A 17,851-nucleotide genomic window follows, 5' to 3' on the forward strand; every position below is an offset into this window, starting at 1 on the left:
TAGGGGGCCGTGGGCGGGACTGGTGATTCACGCGATGCGGAGAGGGCGTCGGGACGTCGACACTGCGGTGACCGTGCCACCCGACCCGCACCCGGAGGTGCCGATGTCCGCTCCGCTCACGAGACCCGAGGCAGGAAGGGCGACGCGAGGCCCGTCGTCGTGGAGGCGCCGCTTACGCGGGGCGCTGGCAGGCACACTCCTGCTGTCGGCGGCCGGTCTGGGCGCCGCACCCGCCGCCGCGGCGGGGGACACGACCGTCACCACCCGGTACGGGCAGGTGCGGGGCGAGACGGGCGAGTCCGCGAACGCCTACCTCGGCATCCCCTACGCCGCACCGCCGGTCGGCGACAGGCGGTGGACGCCACCCTCCCCGCCCGCGCGCTGGACAGGCGTCCGCGACGCCACGGCCCCCGGCAACCCCTGCATGCAGGCGAACTCGTCCACCCCCTGGGGCGATCTGGCCGGACCCGGCACCCCCAGCGAGGACTGCCTCTACCTCAACGTCCACACACCCGCCGAGCGCTCCCCGCGCGAGAGGCCCGTGATGGTCTGGATCCACGGCGGCGGCTTCACCATCGGCTCCGGGACCTTCTACGACGGCGGTGAGCTGGCCGCCCGGGGCGACGTGGTCGTCGTCACCCTCAACTACCGCCTCGGCGCCTTCGGCTACCTCGCCCACGCGGGACTGGCCGGAGAGTCGCCGGAGGGCGTCTCCGGCAACTACGGCCTGCTCGATCAACAGGCGGCCCTGCGCTGGGTGCGGCAGAACATCGCCGCGTTCGGCGGCGACCCGGACAACGTGACGATCTTCGGCGAGTCGGCGGGCGGCGGCAGCGTCTGCCAGCACCTCGTCTCGCCCCGCACGCTCGGCCTGTACGACCGCGCCATCGCCCAGTCGGGCTGCGGCTTCCCCCTGCCCACCCAGGAGTCGCAGCAACGCACCGGCGCCTCCTGGGCCGAGTCGCTGGGCTGCGCGGACGCGGCCTGCCTGCGGTCAAGGCCGGCCGGTGAACTGCTCATCGCCTCACTGGACCCCGGCACCCGCTGGGTCCCCAACGTCGACGGCCGCGTCCTGCCCCTCCAGATCCCGGACGCGCTGGAGAGCGGCCGCTTCCACCGCGTCCCCGTCCTCCAGGGCACCACCGCCGACGAGGGCCGCCTCACCGTGGCGACCACGTACGACCTGGCCGGACGGCAACTCACGCCGGCCGGATACCCGGTGGCCGTCCGCGCCCTCTACGGCGACCGGTCCGACGCGATCCTCGCCCGCTACCCGCTGTCCCGGTACGGCACCCCCGCCGAGGCCCTGGGCGCGGTCTTCACCGACTCGCAGTTCGCCTGCCTCCAGTCCCGCACGGCGGAGCTGATGGCCGACCACACCCGCTCGTACCAGTACGAGTTCGCCGACCGCCAGGCCATGGACCACCTGAACCTGCCGATCAGCTTCCCCCTCGGCGCCCCGCACGGCTCCGAGATCCGGTACGTCTTCGGCGGCGTGTCGGGCACCCCCGCCCAGAACGCCCTGGCGGCGAAGATGCTCGGCTACTGGACCAACTTCGCGCACACCGGCGTCCCGTACGCGGCGGACGCCCCGCGCTGGCACCAGTACCCGAAGGTGCAGGTGCTCGCCCCAGAGGCGATCACCCAGTCGACGACCTTCCCCGAGGACCACAGGTGCGACCTGTGGCTCCAGGGGAGCCCGGCCGGCCCATGACCGGCTCGGGCACGGCGTAGTCCATGACCGGCTCGGGCACGGCGCAGTCCGCGAAGAGGCACCGGCAGCCCAGGTGCCGGGTCTCCCGCGGGTGCCCGCGCTGCCGCTCCTCCGCCTCCTCCGGGCCCTGACACGGCCCGGAGGAGGCGCTGCCCGGAGTGTCCGCGGGGCGTCCGGCGGGCACGGCCCCGCTCGCCACGACCTGGCGGTGAGCCGCCGGCACTCCGCCGGAAAGCGGACGCTCGGTGACCTACATCGCTCCTAGCGTGCGGTCACGACAGCCGGCCCCGCCGACCAGGAGCGAAATCCGTGAACCTCGTCTCGATCCGCATCATCACGGGCGACGTCGCCCGCCTCGTCGACTTCTACGAGCGCGCCACCGGAGTCCGCGCCGACCGGGTCACCGAGGACTTCGCCGAACTCCGCACCGCCTCGGGCACCCTCGCGATCGGCAGTACCCGGACCGTTCCGCTCTTCGCGCCGGGCTCCGCCCGCCCGGCCGACAACCGCAGCGTCATCATCGAGTTCCGCGTCGACGACGTGGACGGCGTGCACCGCAACCTGACCGGCCTCGTGGACGACATCGTCAAGGAGCCCACGACGATGCCCTGGGGCAACCGCTCCTTCCTCTTCCGCGACCCCGACGGCAACCTGGTCAACTTCTTCACCCCGGTGACTCCGGAATCCGTGAAGAGGGCCGGGTGACGAGGCATCACCGGACATCTGCGACAACGGCCTCGGGGCTCGCGTACTGAAGACGCGGCTTCCCGTGAGTGGTCATGGCGGCCCCGCGGGGGCTCGCGGCGGGAGGACCGGGGCGCCTCAGGCCCCGTCCCGCTTGCCGCCCCTGCGGTCCTCGTCGTCCTCGGGGCCGCTCCGGCCGGTGTCCCGCGGACCGTCCTCGCCCCGGTCCTCGTCCGCTTTGCCGGGCTGGTCGCCCAGGGACTTCAGGAACTCCGGATTGTCGTCCGGCGCCACGAACTGCCGTCGCCCGCCGCCCTGCCACGGCGAAGCGCCCGCCGCCTGCCGCTTCTTGCCGGCGATGAGCCAGGAGATCGAGCCGACCAGCGGAAAGAGCAGCACGAGGATCGCCCACAGCGGCTTGGGCATGTGGCGGATGTCGGCGTCTTTCGTACTGATGCAGTCGATGAACGCGTAGACGCTCAACGCCAGTGGCACGAGGAACATCAGCACCCGGAGCATGGGCGTCTCCAGCGGAAGCGACGGGGTGGGGACGCGTCACGGCCCCCAGGTACAGGGCCAGGGTAGCCGCTCGGGGATACTGGACGGCATGGCTTACGACGATCTTCGCTCGCTGCTCAGGGCCCTGGACCGCGAGGGTGACCTCAAGCGCATCACGGCCGAGGTGGATCCCCACCTGGAGATCGGGGAGATCGTCGACCGGGTGAACAAGGCCGGCGGCCCCGCCCTGCTCTTCGAGAACGTGAAGGGCTCCGACATGCCCCTCGCGATGAACGTCTTCGGCACCGACCGGCGCCTGCTCAAGGCCCTCGGCCTGAAGTCGTACTCCGACATCTCGGACAAGATCGGCGGGCTGCTCCGCCCCGAGCTGCCGCAGGGCTTCGTCGGCGTGCGCGAGGCCTTCGGCAAGCTCGGCGCGATGACGCACGTACCGCCGAAGAAGGTGAAACCGGGCAGCGCGCCGGTGCAGGAGGTCGTCCTCACCGGCGACGACGTGGACCTCGACCGGCTCCCCGCCCTCTTCACGTGGCCCGACGACGGCGGCTCCTTCTTCAACCTCGGGCTCACCCACACCAAGGACCCCGAGACGGGCATCCGGAACCTGGGCCTCTACCGCCTCCAGCGCCACGACAAGCGCACCATCGGCATGCACTGGCAGATCCACAAGGACAGCCGGAACCACTACCAGGTCGCCGCCCGGCGCGGCGAGCGCCTGCCGGTCGCGGTCGCCTTCGGCTGCCCGCCCGCCGTGACCTACGCCTCCACCGCCCCCCTCCCCGGCGACATCGACGAGTACCTCTTCGCCGGGTTCCTCCAGGGCAAGCGGATCGAGATGGTCGACTGCAAGACGGTCCCGCTCCAGGTCCCGGCGCAGGCCGAGGTCGTCATCGAGGGCTGGCTGGAGCCCGGCGAGATGCTGCCCGAGGGCCCCTTCGGTGACCACACCGGCTTCTACACGCCGCAGGAGCCGTTCCCCGCCCTGAAGATCGACTGCGTGACGATGCGGAAGCGTCCGCTGCTCCAGTCGATCGTGGTCGGCCGCCCGCCGACGGAGGACGGCCCGCTGGGGAAGGCGACGGAGCGTTTCTTCCTTCCGCTCCTCAAGATCATCGTCCCGGACATCGTGGACTACCACCTCCCCGAGGCCGGCGGCTTCCACAACTGCGCGATCGTCTCGATCGACAAGAAGTACCCCAAGCACGCGCAGAAGGTCATGCACGCCATCTGGGGCGCCCACATGATGTCCCTGACCAAGCTGATCGTGGTTGTCGACTCCGACTGCGACGTCCACGACCTGCACGAGGTCGCCTGGCGGGCGCTGGGCAACACGGACTACGCCCGCGACCTCACCGTCGTCGAGGGCCCGGTCGACCATCTCGACCACGCCTCCTACCAGCAGTTCTGGGGCGGCAAGGCGGGCATCGACGCGACGAAGAAGCTGCCCGAGGAGGGGTACACCCGGGACGGGGGCTGGCCGGACATGGTGCTGTCCGACCCGGAGACGGCGGCGAAGGTCGACCGCCGCTGGAAGGAGTACGGACTGTGACGTCGGCTTCCGCTGCGCTGCCGCAGCAGCCGGGGCGTACCAAGGCGTTCCTGCGCCTGGTGATGATCGAGCACTCGGTCTTCGCGCTGCCCTTCGCCTACATCGCCGCCCTGACGGCGATGTACGAGTGGGACGAGAACATCCACTGGGGCCGGCTGCTCCTGGTCACCGTCGCCATGGTCGGCCTGCGCACCTTCGCGATGGCGGTCAACCGGATCATCGACCGCGAGATCGACGCCCGCAACCCGCGCACCGCCCACCGCGAACTGGTCACCGGCGCCATGTCGGTCAGGCACGCCTGGACCGGCGCGCTGATCGCCCTGGTCGTCTTCCTGGGCGCCGCGGCCCTGCTCAACCCGCTCTGCCTGGTCCTCGCCCCCATCGCGGTGATCCCGATGGTGGTCTACCCGTACGGCAAGCGGTTCACGAACTTCCCGCAGGCCATCCTCGGCCTCGCCCAGGCGATGGGCCCGATCGGCGGCTGGCTGGCGATCACCGGCGAGTGGTCCTGGGAGGCCGTGATCCTCGGCCTCGCGGTCGGCATCTGGATCGGCGGCTTCGACCTGATCTACGCCTGCCAGGACGTCGAGACCGACCGGCGGGTCGGCGTGAAGTCGGTCCCGGCCCGCTTCGGCGTCCCGGCGGCCATCTGGGGCGCCCGCGCCTGCCACACCGTCACCACGGCCCTGTTCGCCTGGTACGCCGTCGCCACCGACGCCGGCGTCCTGTTCTGGCTCGGCCTGCTGATCGTCGCGGCCGCCTTCGTCTACGAGCACACCATCGTGCGCCCGCACGACCTGTCCCGCCTGAACAGGGCGTTCTTCTCGGTCAACGGCTTCATCGGCATCGCCCTGTTCGTGTGCGCGCTGCTGGACCTGCTGGTGCGGGGCCTCACTGTCTGAAAACCATGAGCCTGCGACTAGGCTCGGCATCATGAAGCCAGGACAGACGCAGCGCGCGCCTTGGATCGTGGGGGTGTCGGGGGCGTCCGGCACGCCGTACGCCGCGGCGGTGCTGCGGGCGTTGCTCGCGGCGGGCGAGAGCGTCGACCTGGTGGTCAGCCGGGCCTCGCGGCTCACCCTGCTCGACGAGACCGGCATCTCCTTCCGTGACGCCCACTGGCGGACCGACCTGCACACCTGGCTGTCTCGGGGCGCCGACGGCAAGCCCGGCACCTTCGACGCCGACCTGGCCGGCGACCGGGTACGGCACTGGAGCGCGGGCGACCTCGCGGCCGGGCCGTCCTCCGGGTCGTACCCGGCCAAGGGCATGCTGATCGTGCCCGCGTCGACGGCCTCGGTCGCGGGCGTCGCGCTCGGGCTCTCGAAGGACCTGCTGCAGCGGTCGGCGAGCGTGACCCTGAAGGAGGGGCGCAAGCTGGTCGTGGCCGTACGGGAGACCCCGCTGGACGGCCGGACGCTGCGGCACCTGGTGACACTGGACGACGCGGGCGCGTCCGTGGTGCCCGCCTCGCCGGCCTTCTACGCGGGGGCGACGCACATCCAGGACCTGGTGGACTTCGTCGCCGGACGCGTCCTCGACGCGGCGGGTGTCGAGCACGACCTCTACCGCCGCTGGCGCGGTGACCTCGGCGGGGCACGCCCCACCACCTGAGCACCACCTCCCCCCACACGTTTGTTACCCACATCTTCAGAACTCTTCAGCGGAAGGCTTCGATCGCATGGACGCGGTGGACAGGCAGCTCATCCAGGCCCTCAGGGAGAACGGCCGGGCCTCCTACGCGGAGCTGGGGCGCCTCGTCGGACTGTCGGGGCCCAGCGTCACCGACCGCATCAACCGGCTGGAGGCGGCCGGTGTCATCACCGGTTACCGGGCCACCGTGGACGCCGCCTCGCTCGGCCTCGGCGTCACCGCCCTGATCGGCGTCTCGCTCTCCGACGCCGCCGACCACGAGGACGTGGCGCAGCGCCTGCGGGACCTGCGGGAGATCGAGGACTGCTGGTTCATCGCCGGCGACGACTCCTACATGCTCAAGGTGCGCGCGGCCGACGTGGACGGCCTGGAGAGCATCATCCGCCGGCTGTCGGGCACGAAGGGCGTGTCCAGGACCCGTACCACCATCGTGCTCTCCACCAAGTGGGAGAACCGGGTGGGCGAGCTGCCGGAAGAGGTCCAGTAGCCGGGGCGTACGGTTGACGAGTCAGTCTCAGAAAGAGGTATCGCATGGACGCCGGGCTCAAGCGGGAGCTGGAGCAGAAGGTCCGCTCCGGGGAGCGGCTGACCCGCGAGGACGGCATCGCGCTGTACGAGTCGGACGATCTGGCCTGGCTCGGCGGCCTCGCGCACGAGGTGCGGACGCGGAAGAACGGCGACGTCGTCCACTTCAACGTCAACCGCCACCTCAACATGACCAACGTGTGCACCGCCTCCTGCGCGTACTGCTCCTTCCAGCGCAAGCCGGGGGAGAAGGACGCGTACACGATGCGCATCGAGGAGGCGGTGAAGCTCGCCAAGGCGATGGAGGGCGAGAACCTCACCGAGCTGCACATCGTCAACGGCCTGCACCCGAACCTGCCGTGGCGCTACTACCCGCGCTCGCTGCGGGAGCTGAAGGCCGCGCTGCCCGACGTGTCGCTCAAGGCGTTCACGGCCACCGAGATCCACCACTTCGAGACCATCTCCGGGATGTCCGCGTCCGAGATCCTCGACGAGCTGATCGACGCCGGTCTGGAGTCCCTGACCGGCGGCGGCGCCGAGATCTTCGACTGGGAGGTGCGGCAGCACATCGTCGACCACCGCACCCACTGGGAGGACTGGTCGCGCATCCACCGCCTGGCGCACGAGAAGGGTCTGAAGACGCCGTGCACCATGCTCTACGGCCACATCGAGGAGCCGCGCCACCGCGTGGACCACGTACTGCGGCTGCGTGAGCTCCAGGACGAGACGGGCGGCTTCCAGGTCTTCATCCCGCTGCGCTACCAGCACGACTTCGTGGACATGCGGGACGGCAAGGTCCGCAACCGGCTCCAGGCCCGGACGCAGATGGCGACCGGTGCGGAGGCGCTGAAGACCTTCGCGGTCTCGCGCCTGCTCTTCGACAACGTCCCGCACGTCAAGGTCTTCTGGGTCATGCACGGCGTCCAGACGGCCCAGCTGGCCCTCCAGCACGGCGCCGACGACATGGACGGCTCGGTGGTCGAGTACAAGATCACGCACGACGCGGACGACTTCGGCACGCCGAACAAGCTGACCCGCGAGGATCTGCTCGACCTGATCCGCGACGCGGGGTTCCGGCCGGTCGAGCGCAACACGCGGTACGAGATCATCCGGGAGTTCGAGGGGCCCGACGCGGGGCGTCGGGAGTCGCCGCAGCCGATGCGGGTCTGATTTCCGCGGTTGTTGTCCGGCTGCGGGCCGGTGAGGGCTGGTCGCGCAGTTCCCCGCGCCCCTTTCAGGGGCGCGGGGAACTGCGCGAGCAACCACAGACCACCCGCAGTCGACACGGGTCCGACCCCCCGCGGCGGGTAGTCGGACCACATGGCCGGTACCGAGGACGCTTACACCGCCGAACCCTTCGTTCCGAAGCGCGGCGGCCTCCCCGCCCTGCGCAGGGCCGCCGCCGGGTGCAGGGGCTGCCCCCTGCATCGGGACGCCACGCAGACGGTCTTCGGCGCCGGCGGGGCGACCGCCCGCGTGATGCTGATCGGCGAGCAGCCCGGCGACCAGGAGGACCGGCAGGGCAAGCCCTTCGTCGGCCCCGCCGGGGGCCTGCTCGACCGGGCGCTGGCGGACGCCGGCATCGACCCGGCGGACGCCTACGTCACCAACGCCGTCAAGCACTTCAAGTTCACGCGGGCGGAGCCCCGCAAGCGCCGTATCCACAAGGCGCCCACCCTGCGCGAGATGACCGCCTGCGGCCCCTGGCTGGCCGCCGAGCTGGCCCTCGTGGAACCCGAACTGATCGTGGTGCTCGGTGCCACGGCCGGCAAGGCGCTGCTCGGCTCCTCCTTCCGGGTCACGCAGGTGCGCGGCACGCTGCTGGAGGAGGAGATCCACGGGCGTCCGGAACGGCTGGTGCCGACCGTGCATCCGTCGGCGGTGCTGCGGGCCGAGGACCGGGACGGGGCGTACCGGGGACTGGTCTCGGACCTGCGGGTGGCGGCACAGGCACTCGCGTAATGGCTACTATGGACTAGTGTCCCTTACTTTCACCTTCGATCCAGCCGTCACCCCCGACCTCCGCGACGGTGTACTCGACCTGTGGACCGACGTCTCCAACGCGGGCGGCTCCGTGGGCTTCGTGCCGCCGGTGACGCGGGAGGACATCCGCCCCGAGCTGGTCAGGCACCTGGTGGGCATGGCCGAGGGCCGCACCCGCCTGCTCGTCGGCCACGACGAGGAGGGGCGGGTGGCCGCCACCGCGTTCCTCGCCCTCAACACGCACCGGCTGATGACCCACTGGCTGTGGTTCTACACGGTGATGGTCCACCCGCGTCACCAGGGCCGGGGCTACGGCCGGGACCTGATGGCCGCCGCCGCGGACGCGGCCCGCACCGTCCCGGGCATCGAGGCGATCCGGCTCACCTGCCGGGGCGGCCTCGGCCTGGAGCGTTTCTACGAGTCCTGCGGCTACAAGGAGGTCGGCCGGGTGCCCGGCGCGATCCGCGTGGCACCGGGGGACGACCGGGACGACGTCTTCATGCTGCTGCCGCTGACCTGAGCGCGTTCCCGTCGCGGACCGACCCCGCCGAAAGATCGGCGACCCGGCATGTTTCACTGGACAGTGCCTCTTTGTGCCAGAAACGGAAGAGTGGATTGAGATGCTCCGCTACACGCTGATGCGCCTCGGGATCTTCGTGGGCTGCCTCGTCGCGGTCTGGGGGCTCGTCTACGTCGGCGTGTTCCCGCGCGGCCTCGGTGACTCCAACGGTATGTGGATCGTCCTGCTCTCCCTGCTGATCTCGGCCCCCATCAGCTACGTCGCGCTGCGCAAGGAGCGGGACCGGGCCTCGGTCCAGGTCGTGAGCCGCGTGGACCGTATGAAGGCCAACCTCGAGGCCAACCGCGGCCAGGAGGACAGCGCCGACGACACGGCGCGGGCGCAGGGCCAGACCTCGTAGTCAGACCTCGTAACGTCCGTCACACACGCGCAGGCCCCGGTTTCCGAATGCGTAGGAAACCGGGGCCATCTGCGTTTTACGGGCGGTAGGCGTCTCCTGCCTCTCAAAGAGAGGCTTTGGGGGTCTCAAAGCACAGGTGTTAAAGTCGTGTGCATGAAGCACGCAGCCGCGCCCCACACACCGCCGAGCCTCGCGCTCGTGGCGCGCCTGCACGTGGACCTCTGTCGGTGCGCGTCCGCGAACTGTCGCCCCTGACGTTCCCCCTCATCCGTCGTTCTCCACGTCAGCCCAGCGCGTCCGTCCCCGCGTCCCGTCCCCCTACGGAGCATGTCCGTGTCTTCAGTCACGAACGTCAAGAAGTACCTCAAGGTGCCCTTCTGGGCCCAGATACTCGCCGGTCTCGTGCTCGGTGTCCTGCTGGGCTGGCTGGCCCGCAGCCAGGACATATCCTGGCTGGTCACCACCCTGGAGAAGGTCGGTGGCACCTTCATCGGCCTGCTGAAGCTGGCCGTCGCTCCGCTCGTCTTCTTCGCGATCCTGGTGTCGATCACCAACCTGCGGAAGGTCAACAACGCGGCCCGCCTGGCGTCCCGCACCCTTCTCTGGTTCATGATCACGTCGCTGATCGCGGTGGCCATCGGCCTGACCATCGGCCTGGTCACCAACCCCGGAGCCGGCACCGGCCTCACTCCGGCCGACGGCGCGAAGCCCGAGAACACCGGTTCCTGGATCGACTTCCTGACCGGCATCGTGCCGACCGACGTCATCACGCCGTTCACCGACCTGAACGTCCTGCAGATCGTCTTCATGGCCGCCGTCGCCGGCATCGCCGCCCTCCAGCTCGGCGAGAAGGCCCAGCCGATCCTGAACCTGAGCGAGTCGATCCTCGCCCTCCTCCAGAAGGCCCTGTGGTGGGTCATCCGCCTCGCCCCGCTCGGCACCGTCGGCCTCATCGGCAACGCCATCGCCACCTACGGCTGGGACCTCATCGGCAAGTACGCCACCTTCACCGCCGACATCTACGTCGGCTGCGCGATCGTGATGTTCGTGGTCTACCCGGTGCTGCTCGCCACCGTCGCCAAGGCCAGCCCGCTCCAGTTCTTCAAGGGCGCCTGGCCCGCGATCCAGCTGGCCTTCGTCTCCCGCTCCTCCGTCGGCACCATGCCGCTCACCCAGAAGGTCACCGAGCGCCTCGGCGTGCCGAAGGAGTACGCGTCCTTCGCCGTGCCGTTCGGCGCCACGACCAAGATGGACGGCTGCGCAGCGATCTACCCGGCGATCGCCGCGATCTTCGTCGCGCAGATCTTCGACATCCAGCTCGGCATCGGCGACTACCTGCTGATCGCCTTCGTCTCGGTGGTCGGCTCCGCCGCCACGGCCGGCCTCACCGGCGCCACGGTCATGCTGACCCTGACCCTGTCCACGCTGGGCCTGCCCATGGAGGGCGTCGGCCTGCTCCTCGCCATCGACCCGATCCTGGACATGATGCGCACGGCGACGAACGTGGCCGGCCAGGCGCTGGTCCCGGTCATCGTCTCGGCCCGCGAGGGACTGCTCGACCGCAAGGCCTACGACACGGCGCACAGCTCGCCGATCGACGAGCCGGAGCGCGAGCGGGAGCCGGAGAAGCAGGCGCCGGAGCCGGTTCCGGCCGCCGTCTGACCGACGTGTTCCAGGTGCCGGCGTCGCGCTGACGTCCTGATCACCGCCGCACGGACCGTACGCTGATTCGCATGGGTGCTGGGAAGACCAAGCGGATGCCGCGTGCGGTCCGTGAGCAGCAGATGCTGGACGCCGCGGTGAGCGTCTTCGGGCAACGCGGGTACATGGCGGCGTCGATGGACGAGATCGCCGAACTGGCGGGTGTCTCCAAGCCGCTGGTGTACCTGTACCTGAACTCGAAGGACGATCTCTTCACCGCCTGCATCCGCCGCGAGGCCCGCGCCCTCACCGAGGCGGTGCGGGCCGGTGTGCGTCCGGGACTGTCCGCCGACGGGCAACTCTGGTCGGGGCTGCGGGCGTTCTTCACGCACACCGCGCGGAACCCGGACGCCTGGCGGGTGCTGCACCTCCATGCCCGTACCCACGGCGAGCGGTTCGCGGCCGAGGTGGCGGCGATGCGGGAGGAGATCGTCACGTTCGTGACGCAGCTGATCGCCGCGGCGGCGCGGGACGCGCACCGGGACCCGCACCTGCCCGAGGACGAGGTCGCCGGGCTGGCCGAGGCGCTGGTCGGCGCCGCCGAGTCGCTCGCCGACTGGGCCGGCGCCACGGAGGGTGTCACCGCCAAGCAGGCGGCGGCGACCCTGATGAACTTCGCCTGGGCCGGCCTGGGCGACCTGATGGGGGGCCGGCCCTGGTCCCCGCCGGAGGACTCCGGGCCGGAGCCGCCGACACAGGCCGTCCCGGTCCGGGCCGGGTAGGGCGGCCTCGCCGGACAGGCAGGGCCGGCCTCGTCCGGGCCGGGTAAGGGCCGCCCTCGTTCAGGCCCCGCGGGGGCCGACACCGTTCGGGCCGGGTAGGGCCGACTCGTTCAGGCCCGGTAGGGCCCGACCTCGCCGGACAGGTGCGGCCGCCGCCCCTCACCGTCGCGCAGCTCGAACCGCCCGCCCTCCCCGGCCCCGTACGTCACCGTCCCCGGCAGCGCCACCGGCGCCCGGAAGTCCGCCCGCACCACGGCCGCGTCCGGCGTCCCGTGCTCGGCGAGGCACCGGGCCACGGTCCACATGCCGTGCGCGATGGCCCGCGGGAAGCCGAACGGGCGGGCGGTGAGCGGGTGCAGGTGGATCGGGTTGCGGTCACCGGACGCGGCACCGTAGCGCCGTCCGACGTCACCGGCGAAGCGCCATCGGGCGAGGGTGGGGAGGGGCTCGGGGTTCCGGGGGGAAGGGGCCTCGGGAGGGTGTCCGGCTGTGCGGTGCCTCGCCAGGTACGTACTGCGGGACTCCCACACGAGGTCCGCGCCGGACCGCAGCTCCGTCACGACCGTGGCCTCGGTCCCGCGCCGGTGCGGCGCCAGGCCCTCGACGTACGTGGTGAGTTCGTACTCGGCGGTCGCGGGCATGGTGGCCCGCCGGGTGATGCCGATCGACGTGTGGACGAGCCCGAGCAGCGGCAGCGGGAAGTCCCGGCCGCTCATCAGCCGCATGGCCAGCGGGAAGGCCAGCACGTGCGGATACGTCACCGGAAGCGCGTCCGCCCCGGTCGGGAACCCGCACACCCTCTCATAGGCGGCCAGCCGGGCGAGGTCCACGCGCAGGCCGGGCAGCACCAGCCGGGTACGGGGGAAGTCCGCGTCGGGGCGGGGCCGCTTGAGGGGCGACAGCAGGGCGCCGCGCAGGAGGAGCGGCGGGAGGGCGGGGACGCCGGTCAGCGTGTTCGTCGTGCGGGCCGCGGTGGTCATCAGGCCCCCAGCAGGCTCTGGCCGCAGACCCGCACGACCTGGCCGTTGACCGCCCCCGAGGCCGGGTGCGCGAGCCAGGCGGTGGTCTCGGCGACGTCGGCCGGCAGTCCGCCCTGGGCGAGGGAGTTCATGCGGCGGCCCGCCTCGCGGATGAACAGCGGGACCGCCGCGGTCATCCGCGTCTCGATGAACCCCGGCGCGACCGCGTTCACCGTCACCCCGTGTTCGGTCCGTGCGCGCGGCGCGAGGGAGCGGACCAGGCCGACGATGCCCGCCTTGCTCGCGCCGTAGTTGGTCTGGCCCGCGTTGCCCGCGATACCGGCGATCGAGGCCGTCGCCACGATCCGGCCGCCCCGGTTCAGCGCACCCGCCGCGAGCAGCGCGTCCGTGGTGCGCAGGACGCTGGCGAGGTTGACGTCGAGGACGGAACCCCAGCGTTCGGCGTCCATGTTGACCAGGCGCCGGTCGCGGGTGACGCCCGCGTTGTGGACGAGGACGTCGAGGCCGCCGGGCAGGGCGGCGGCGATGCGTTCGCCCGCGTCGGCGGCGGTGATGTCGAGCGCGAGGGCGGAGCCGCCGAGGCGCTCGGCGACCTTCCGCGCCTCCTCCTCGGCCCGCGGCACGTCGAGGACGACGACGTGGGCGCCCTGCCCGGCCAGCGTGGCGGCGACCGCCGCGCCGATGCCGCGCGCGGCGCCGGTGACCAGCGCGGTGCGTCCGGCGAGGGGGAGGTCCCAGTCGTCGGGGATGGTGACCGGGGTGTCGGCCGCCCCGACCTCGATCACCTGGCCGCTGACGTAGGCGGAGGCGGGGGAGAGGAGGAAGCGCAGGGTGGACTCGGCGGCGTCGGCGTCGCCGAGCCGGACGAGGTTGACCGTCCTGCCCCGCCCGATCTCCTTGCCGAGCGAGCGCGTGAAGCCCTCCAACGCCTGCTGGACGGCCGCCTGATGATGGTCGGCGGGGTCGAGCGGGGCGCCGAGCACGACCACCCGGCCGCTCGTGGCGACGGACCGTACGACGGGGTGCAGCGCGGCGTGTACCTCGGCGAGCGCGTCGACGTCCCGGACGCCGGTGGCGTCGAGGACGACGGCGGCGGGGCGTCCGGCGACGTCCTCGCCGAGTCCCGTGCGTGCCAGTACGGGCGCGAGCCCGAGGTCCGGCTTGCCCGCGGTGAGGTGCAGCAGGCCGCCGTCGAGGGACCGGCGTTCGAGTTCGGCGGGCTGCGGCAGCCCGAGGCGGCGGGTGAGGAAACGGCCGGGCGCGGTGCCGGTGAAGCTCAGATAGCGGTCGGCCATGTGTGACTCCCAGCTCCGTAAAAGGCCGTACGGGGGCTCCGGACGATGCCCACTTGTGCTTACTCTGGAGTAAGGTTACCGGAGGTAAGCCCGTGGAACGAGAGCAGGTCGAGGTGAGGTCGGCATGAGCCCCCTGAAGTCGCCGAAGGCGCGGCGCGTCGCGGTCGTCGGCGGCGCGCGCATCCCGTTCGCCCGCTCCGACGGGCCGTACGCCACCGCCTCCAACCAGGAGATGCTCACCGCGGCCCTCGACGGCCTGGTGGAGCGCCACGGCCTCCAGGCGCCGGGCGCGGTCGGTGAGTTCGTCGCCGGCGCGGTCCTCAAACACAGCCGCGACTTCAACCTCGCCCGTGAGACGGTCCTCGGCTCGGCCCTGGACCCGCGCACCCCCGCGTACGACATCCAGCAGGCCTGCGGCACCGGCCTCCAGGCCGTGATCGCCGCCGCCAACAAGATCGCCCTCGGCCAGACCGAGTCGGCGATCGCGGGCGGCGCGGACACGGCGAGCGACGCACCCCTGGGCGTCAACGACCGCCTGCGCCGCGTCCTGTTGGAGGCCCGCCGGGCGAAGTCCCTCGGCGGCCGGGCGAAGGCGCTGGCCAAGGTCCGCCCGGGCCACCTGGTCCCCGACATCCCGCGCAACGCCGAACCGCGCACCGGCCTGTCGATGGGCGAGCACGCCGCGGTCACCGCCCGCGCCTGGGGCATCACCCGCGAGGCCCAGGACGAACTGGCCGCCGCGAGCCACCGGCGACTGGCGGCGGCGTACGAACGCGGTCTCTTCCGGGACTTGGTGATCCCCTTCCGGGGCCTGGCCCGCGACCAGAACCTGCGCCCCGGCTCGACGGTGGAGAAACTGGCCGCGCTGCGACCGGTGTTCGGCCTGGACGGCGCCGCCCCCACGATGACGGCGGGCAACTCGACGCCCCTGACGGACGGCGCGGCGACCGTGCTGCTGGCGAGCGAGGAGTGGGCCGAGGCGCGCGGCCTCGAGCCCCTCGCCTTCCTGACGGCGTACGAGACGGCGGCCGTGGACTTCGTCGGCGGCGATGTCGCGGGCGGCGAGGACGGGCTGCTGATGGCCCCGGCGTACGCGGTCCCGCGCATGCTGGAGGGCGCCGGGCTCGGGATCGAGGACTTCGACCTGGTCGAGATCCACGAGGCGTTCGCGTCCCAGGTACTGGCCACGCTGGCGGCCTGGGAGAAACGGGGCCTGGCTCCGGTGGACCGGGCCCGCCTGAACGTGGCCGGCTCCTCCCTCGCCACCGGCCACCCCTTCGCCGCGACCGGCGCCCGCATCGTGGCGACGCTTGCCGGACTGCTCGCCGAGCGGGGCGGCCCCGGGCGCGGGCTGATCTCCGTCTGCGCGGCGGGTGGTCAGGGCGTCACGGCCATACTGGAACGAACGTGACCTACTGGCAGGTAACCCCCGAGACTGCACACGTCCGGCGCGGGACCATCCCCGAACCCGCACCAACTCCCCACGAGGGCACCGTACGATCCCGACACTGACCGCCGGTAACCCAGGTCCACGTGACCGGCGATGAACGCCTCGGCGCGCGAGGCACGTACGTCATGCGGCAGAGCAGCGACAGCCGAGCCAGTGACAGCAGAAGCAGTCTCGCCGCTGCACGTCCCAGGAGCCGCCCGTGTCCACCCCGCTTCCCTCCTTCGCCGCATCCGCCGCCTACGCCGACTCGCCCGGCCCCACCCTGGTGGCGCCCGAGACGCGGCGGCTGGACGGGGCCGTACGGGAGGCGTACGTACCGCCGTTCGCCCCGCCGGCGCGGCGCGGCTCGCTCGCCGACCTGCCCTTCGACAACGCGGCCGCGGCCGCGGACCAGGTGGTCCTCAGCCGCCGATCGCCGGACGGGGACTGGTCCGACGTGACGGCGGCCGGGTTCGCCGAACAGGTGCTGGCGGTGGCCAGGGGCATGATCGCCGAGGGCCTGGCGCCGGGCGACCGCATCGCGATCATGGCCCGGACGACGTACGAGTGGACGCTGCTCGACTTCGCCGCGTGGGCGGCCGGCCTGGTCACCGTCCCCGTCTACCCGACCTCCTCCCTCTTCCAGACCCGCTGGATCCTCCAGGACTCCGGCGCGGTCGCCCTGGTCACCGAGACCAGCGCGCAGGCCGCGGCCCTCGGCCCCGAGCTGGACCGCATCCCCGACCTCAAGCACCTGTGGGTCATGGAGAAGGGCCATGTGGAGCGACTGGCCGAGCTGGGTGAGCGGGTGCCGGACGCGGAGGTGGAGGTCCGCCGGGGCATGCTGAGCCCGAGCACGCTGGCCACCCTCGTCTACACCTCGGGCACCACCGGCCGCCCGAAGGGCTGCGCGCTCACCCACGGGAACTTCTTCGCCGAGGTCGACAACGCGATCGAGCTGCTCTACCCCGTCTTCAAGGCCAAGACGGGCGACGACCCCTCGGTCCTGCTCTTCCTCCCCATGTCCCACGTCTTCGGCCGCATGGTCGCCGTGGCCTGCGTCCGTGCCCGGGTCCGCCTCGGCCACGCGCCGAGCCTCAAGCCGGCGGACCTGCTGCCCGACCTGGCGGCCTTCCGCCCGACCTGCCTCCTCACCATCCCGTACATGCTGGAGAAGGTCTTCAACAGCGCCCGCGCCAAGGCCGAGTCGGGCGGCCGGGCCTCGGCCTTCGACCGCGCCGTCTCGGTGGCCGAGCGCTACGGCGAGGCCATGGAGGCCCGCCAGGCGGGCACGGGCAGCGGCCCGGGCCGCGCCCTGAAGACCGCCCGCTCCTTCTACGACCCCCTCGTCTACCGGAAGATCCGCAACGCCATGGGCGGCCGGGTCCGGTACGCCATCTGCGGAGGCTCCCCGCTCGGCCGCCGCCTGGCCGCCTTCTACGCCGGGGCCGGCATCGAGATCTTCGAGGGCTACGGCCTCACCGAGACGACGGCCGCGGCGACGGTGACGCCCCCGCTGAAGCCGCGCCTCGGCACGGTCGGCTGGCCGCTGCCCGGCACCCGCGTCCGGATCGCCGCCGACGGCGAGATCCTCATCGCCGGCGACCAGGTCCTGCCCGGCTACTGGGACCCGCAGGCGGGCGGCGTCGTCCCGGCCGCCCCCGACGGCTGGTTCGCCACCGGCGACATCGGCAGCCTGGACGACGACGGGTATCTGACGATCACCGGCCGCAAGAAGGAACTGCTGATCACCGCGGGCGGCAAGAGCGTCGCCCCGGCCCCGCTGGAGAACTGGCTGCGCTCGCACCCCCTGATCTCCCAGTGCATCGTCCTGGGCGACCGCCGCCCGTACGTCAGCGCGCTGATCACCCTCGACCCCGACGGCGTCACCCACTGGCGCCGCATGAACGGCAAGCACCCGGTGCCGCCGGAGTTGCTCACCGACGACGAGGAGGTGCTGGCGGTGCTCCAGCGCGCGGTCGACGAGGCCAACAAGCTCGTCTCCCGCCCGGAGTCCATCCGCCGCTTCGCCGTCCTGCCGAGGGACTTCACGGAGTGGGAGGGCCATCTGACCCCCTCGATGAAGCTCCGGCGCGACGTGATCATGCGGGACTTCGCGGGGGCGGTGGAGGGGCTGTACGACACCCCGTAGGGGCGGTACGACGCGTCCCCAGGGCTGT

At 72.0% G+C, this 17,851-nt stretch carries 18 protein-coding genes; 15 read left to right on the forward strand and 3 right to left on the reverse strand.

Translation table 11 applies throughout. The annotated features are described in order from the left end of the window. Nucleotides 1–103: 103 nt before the first annotated feature. Both ACIQ6R_RS00165 and ACIQ6R_RS00170 read left to right on the forward strand, forming a co-directional pair. On the forward strand, nucleotides 104–1,714 hold the full coding sequence (locus ACIQ6R_RS00165) for a carboxylesterase/lipase family protein (protein WP_404217654.1): 1,611 nt from the start codon (nucleotides 104–106) through the stop codon (nucleotides 1,712–1,714). 309 nt (nucleotides 1,715–2,023) lie between these two features. Beyond that, complete coding sequence (locus ACIQ6R_RS00170) at nucleotides 2,024–2,419, forward strand: VOC family protein (RefSeq protein WP_404217656.1); 396 nt, start codon at nucleotides 2,024–2,026, stop codon at nucleotides 2,417–2,419. 117 nt (nucleotides 2,420–2,536) lie between these two features. On the opposite strand, the gene ACIQ6R_RS00175 is transcribed toward ACIQ6R_RS00170, so the two are convergent. Next, the gene (locus ACIQ6R_RS00175) at nucleotides 2,537–2,917 is read right to left on the reverse strand and encodes a PLD nuclease N-terminal domain-containing protein (RefSeq protein ID WP_404217658.1); all 381 of its coding nucleotides are present in this window, start codon (nucleotides 2,915–2,917) and stop codon (nucleotides 2,537–2,539) included. Between the two features lie 88 nt (nucleotides 2,918–3,005). Here ACIQ6R_RS00175 and ACIQ6R_RS00180 point away from each other — a divergent pair, with 88 nt between their 5' ends. From ACIQ6R_RS00180 to ACIQ6R_RS00230, 11 genes are all read left to right on the forward strand, one after another. After that, nucleotides 3,006–4,463, forward strand: coding sequence for a menaquinone biosynthesis decarboxylase (locus ACIQ6R_RS00180; RefSeq protein WP_404168570.1), 1,458 nt, complete (start codon nucleotides 3,006–3,008; stop codon nucleotides 4,461–4,463). After that, nucleotides 4,460–5,365: a menaquinone biosynthesis prenyltransferase MqnP gene (gene mqnP / locus ACIQ6R_RS00185; RefSeq protein ID WP_404217660.1), complete on the forward strand. Its 906-nt coding sequence runs from the start codon at nucleotides 4,460–4,462 to the stop codon at nucleotides 5,363–5,365. The genes ACIQ6R_RS00180 and mqnP overlap by 4 nt, the downstream gene beginning before the upstream one ends. 31 nt (nucleotides 5,366–5,396) lie before the next feature. After that, nucleotides 5,397–6,077, forward strand: a complete 681-nt coding sequence (locus ACIQ6R_RS00190) for a UbiX family flavin prenyltransferase (RefSeq protein WP_404217662.1) — start codon at nucleotides 5,397–5,399, stop codon at nucleotides 6,075–6,077. 67 nt (nucleotides 6,078–6,144) lie between these two features. After that, entirely contained in the window at nucleotides 6,145–6,603 is a 459-nt protein-coding gene (locus tag ACIQ6R_RS00195; protein ID WP_121748517.1) for an Lrp/AsnC family transcriptional regulator, read from the forward strand. Between the two features lie 44 nt (nucleotides 6,604–6,647). Continuing rightward, entirely contained in the window at nucleotides 6,648–7,811 is a 1,164-nt protein-coding gene (gene mqnE / locus ACIQ6R_RS00200; protein ID WP_404168578.1) for an aminofutalosine synthase MqnE, read from the forward strand. A 150-nt stretch (nucleotides 7,812–7,961) separates the two neighbouring features. Continuing rightward, complete coding sequence (locus tag ACIQ6R_RS00205; RefSeq protein ID WP_404217664.1) at nucleotides 7,962–8,603, forward strand: UdgX family uracil-DNA binding protein; 642 nt, start codon at nucleotides 7,962–7,964, stop codon at nucleotides 8,601–8,603. A 16-nt stretch (nucleotides 8,604–8,619) separates the two neighbouring features. Then, nucleotides 8,620–9,144, forward strand: coding sequence for a GNAT family N-acetyltransferase (locus ACIQ6R_RS00210; protein ID WP_404217666.1), 525 nt, complete (start codon nucleotides 8,620–8,622; stop codon nucleotides 9,142–9,144). A gap of 100 nt (nucleotides 9,145–9,244) precedes the next feature. After that, nucleotides 9,245–9,544: a DUF4229 domain-containing protein gene (locus tag ACIQ6R_RS00215; protein WP_404218632.1), complete on the forward strand. Its 300-nt coding sequence runs from the start codon at nucleotides 9,245–9,247 to the stop codon at nucleotides 9,542–9,544. A 153-nt stretch (nucleotides 9,545–9,697) separates the two neighbouring features. Then, entirely contained in the window at nucleotides 9,698–9,799 is a 102-nt protein-coding gene (locus ACIQ6R_RS00220) for a putative leader peptide (RefSeq protein WP_328287003.1), read from the forward strand. A gap of 72 nt (nucleotides 9,800–9,871) precedes the next feature. Further along, a complete protein-coding gene (locus tag ACIQ6R_RS00225) occupies nucleotides 9,872–11,206 on the forward strand; it encodes a dicarboxylate/amino acid:cation symporter (RefSeq protein ID WP_404217668.1) in 1,335 nt (444 codons plus the stop codon). A 71-nt stretch (nucleotides 11,207–11,277) separates the two neighbouring features. Beyond that, on the forward strand, nucleotides 11,278–11,967 hold the full coding sequence (locus tag ACIQ6R_RS00230; RefSeq protein WP_404217670.1) for a TetR/AcrR family transcriptional regulator: 690 nt from the start codon (nucleotides 11,278–11,280) through the stop codon (nucleotides 11,965–11,967). Nucleotides 11,968–12,077: 110 nt separating this feature from the next. Here the strand turns inward: ACIQ6R_RS00230 and ACIQ6R_RS00235 are convergent, their stop codons facing one another. Both ACIQ6R_RS00235 and ACIQ6R_RS00240 read right to left on the reverse strand, forming a co-directional pair. Further along, nucleotides 12,078–12,947, reverse strand: coding sequence for a MaoC family dehydratase (locus ACIQ6R_RS00235; RefSeq protein WP_404217673.1), 870 nt, complete (start codon nucleotides 12,945–12,947; stop codon nucleotides 12,078–12,080). Then, on the reverse strand, nucleotides 12,947–14,242 hold the full coding sequence (locus tag ACIQ6R_RS00240; protein WP_404217676.1) for a 3-oxoacyl-ACP reductase: 1,296 nt from the start codon (nucleotides 14,240–14,242) through the stop codon (nucleotides 12,947–12,949). Before ACIQ6R_RS00240 ends, ACIQ6R_RS00235 begins: the two co-directional genes overlap by 1 nt. Before the next feature lie 124 nt (nucleotides 14,243–14,366). Between ACIQ6R_RS00240 and ACIQ6R_RS00245 the strand changes: the two genes are divergently transcribed. Continuing rightward, nucleotides 14,367–15,653 carry an acetyl-CoA C-acetyltransferase gene (locus ACIQ6R_RS00245; protein WP_404217678.1) on the forward strand — a complete coding sequence of 429 codons (1,287 nt, stop codon included), beginning with the start codon at nucleotides 14,367–14,369 and terminating at the stop codon, nucleotides 15,651–15,653. Between the two features lie 238 nt (nucleotides 15,654–15,891). Beyond that, on the forward strand, nucleotides 15,892–17,823 hold the full coding sequence (locus ACIQ6R_RS00250) for an AMP-dependent synthetase/ligase (RefSeq protein ID WP_404217680.1): 1,932 nt from the start codon (nucleotides 15,892–15,894) through the stop codon (nucleotides 17,821–17,823). Nucleotides 17,824–17,851: the final 28 nt, after the last annotated feature.

Source organism: Streptomyces sp. NPDC096048, assembly GCF_044763415.1.
In the GTDB taxonomy this organism is placed as follows: domain Bacteria; phylum Actinomycetota; class Actinomycetes; order Streptomycetales; family Streptomycetaceae; genus Streptomyces.

Excerpts from the sequence above, each read along its gene's own strand:
- ACIQ6R_RS00165 (WP_404217654.1), top strand. The coding sequence starts at position 104 with ATGTCCGCTCCGCTCACGAGACCCGAGGCAGGAAGGGCGACGCGAGGC.
- ACIQ6R_RS00175 (WP_404217658.1), bottom strand. The coding sequence starts at position 2,917 with ATGCTCCGGGTGCTGATGTTCCTCGTGCCACTGGCGTTGAGCGTCTAC.
- ACIQ6R_RS00180 (WP_404168570.1), top strand. The coding sequence starts at position 3,006 with ATGGCTTACGACGATCTTCGCTCGCTGCTCAGGGCCCTGGACCGCGAG.
- ACIQ6R_RS00190 (WP_404217662.1), top strand. The coding sequence starts at position 5,397 with ATGAAGCCAGGACAGACGCAGCGCGCGCCTTGGATCGTGGGGGTGTCG.
- ACIQ6R_RS00195 (WP_121748517.1), top strand. The coding sequence starts at position 6,145 with ATGGACGCGGTGGACAGGCAGCTCATCCAGGCCCTCAGGGAGAACGGC.
- mqnE (WP_404168578.1), top strand. The coding sequence starts at position 6,648 with ATGGACGCCGGGCTCAAGCGGGAGCTGGAGCAGAAGGTCCGCTCCGGG.
- ACIQ6R_RS00205 (WP_404217664.1), top strand. The coding sequence starts at position 7,962 with ATGGCCGGTACCGAGGACGCTTACACCGCCGAACCCTTCGTTCCGAAG.
- ACIQ6R_RS00215 (WP_404218632.1), top strand. The coding sequence starts at position 9,245 with ATGCTCCGCTACACGCTGATGCGCCTCGGGATCTTCGTGGGCTGCCTC.
- ACIQ6R_RS00220 (WP_328287003.1), top strand. The coding sequence starts at position 9,698 with ATGAAGCACGCAGCCGCGCCCCACACACCGCCGAGCCTCGCGCTCGTG.
- ACIQ6R_RS00225 (WP_404217668.1), top strand. The coding sequence starts at position 9,872 with ATGTCCGTGTCTTCAGTCACGAACGTCAAGAAGTACCTCAAGGTGCCC.
- ACIQ6R_RS00230 (WP_404217670.1), top strand. The coding sequence starts at position 11,278 with ATGGGTGCTGGGAAGACCAAGCGGATGCCGCGTGCGGTCCGTGAGCAG.
- ACIQ6R_RS00235 (WP_404217673.1), bottom strand. The coding sequence starts at position 12,947 with ATGACCACCGCGGCCCGCACGACGAACACGCTGACCGGCGTCCCCGCC.
- ACIQ6R_RS00240 (WP_404217676.1), bottom strand. The coding sequence starts at position 14,242 with ATGGCCGACCGCTATCTGAGCTTCACCGGCACCGCGCCCGGCCGTTTC.
- ACIQ6R_RS00245 (WP_404217678.1), top strand. The coding sequence starts at position 14,367 with ATGAGCCCCCTGAAGTCGCCGAAGGCGCGGCGCGTCGCGGTCGTCGGC.